We start from the raw sequence: 556 nt of genomic DNA, 5'->3' as shown, positions 1-556 counted from the left end.
CCAATAACTTTCCTAACCAAGTCTGAGAGGCATAGCCTCGATCAAAGACATGCAAGACGGTCTGACCAAATCGCTGGGTCAGCTCACTCAAGGTATCATCGAGTACATCCGCTCGTTGACGAGCATGCTCCCCCCGTCTAGTCCACCACTCAAACTTATAGAGGCAAGGAGCTCCACTCGCACCCGCCAATAAAATACCTAACCATTCCAGGCCTGGGACACAAATCGGTTTGCCATCCGGTGGATTGAAGTAACCAGGGCGAATGCGTTTGAGTCGGCGCGCTTTACTACTGCGAACGGCCCCCAAATCCTCACTGGCTAGTGTTTCAGGTTTTTCCATCACACTTTCATCCCATAAGATCAACAGGCGTTGCCCTTGTTGATGAAGTTGTTCATAAAAGGCTTGGGCTTTGGCCCGGATACCTTCCTGAATTAGGGTATGACTCCAATGAGGGCATCTGAGCAAATTGGAGATTCGTTTGGTACCCGCCGGCGCTTGACGGGCTGAGAGTAGATGTTCTCCTAATTCACTCAAAATCAGACCATTATTTCGGTG

General features: G+C 50.0%; 1 pseudogene. It reads right to left on the bottom strand.

The features are described from left to right. Positions 1-556, bottom strand: a pseudogene (locus tag ACYVE4_RS26575) (transposase); the annotation flags it as partial.

The sequence above is a fragment of the Spirosoma harenae genome, assembly GCF_054776975.1.
This window is presented reverse-complemented; position numbering and strand designations above follow the sequence as displayed.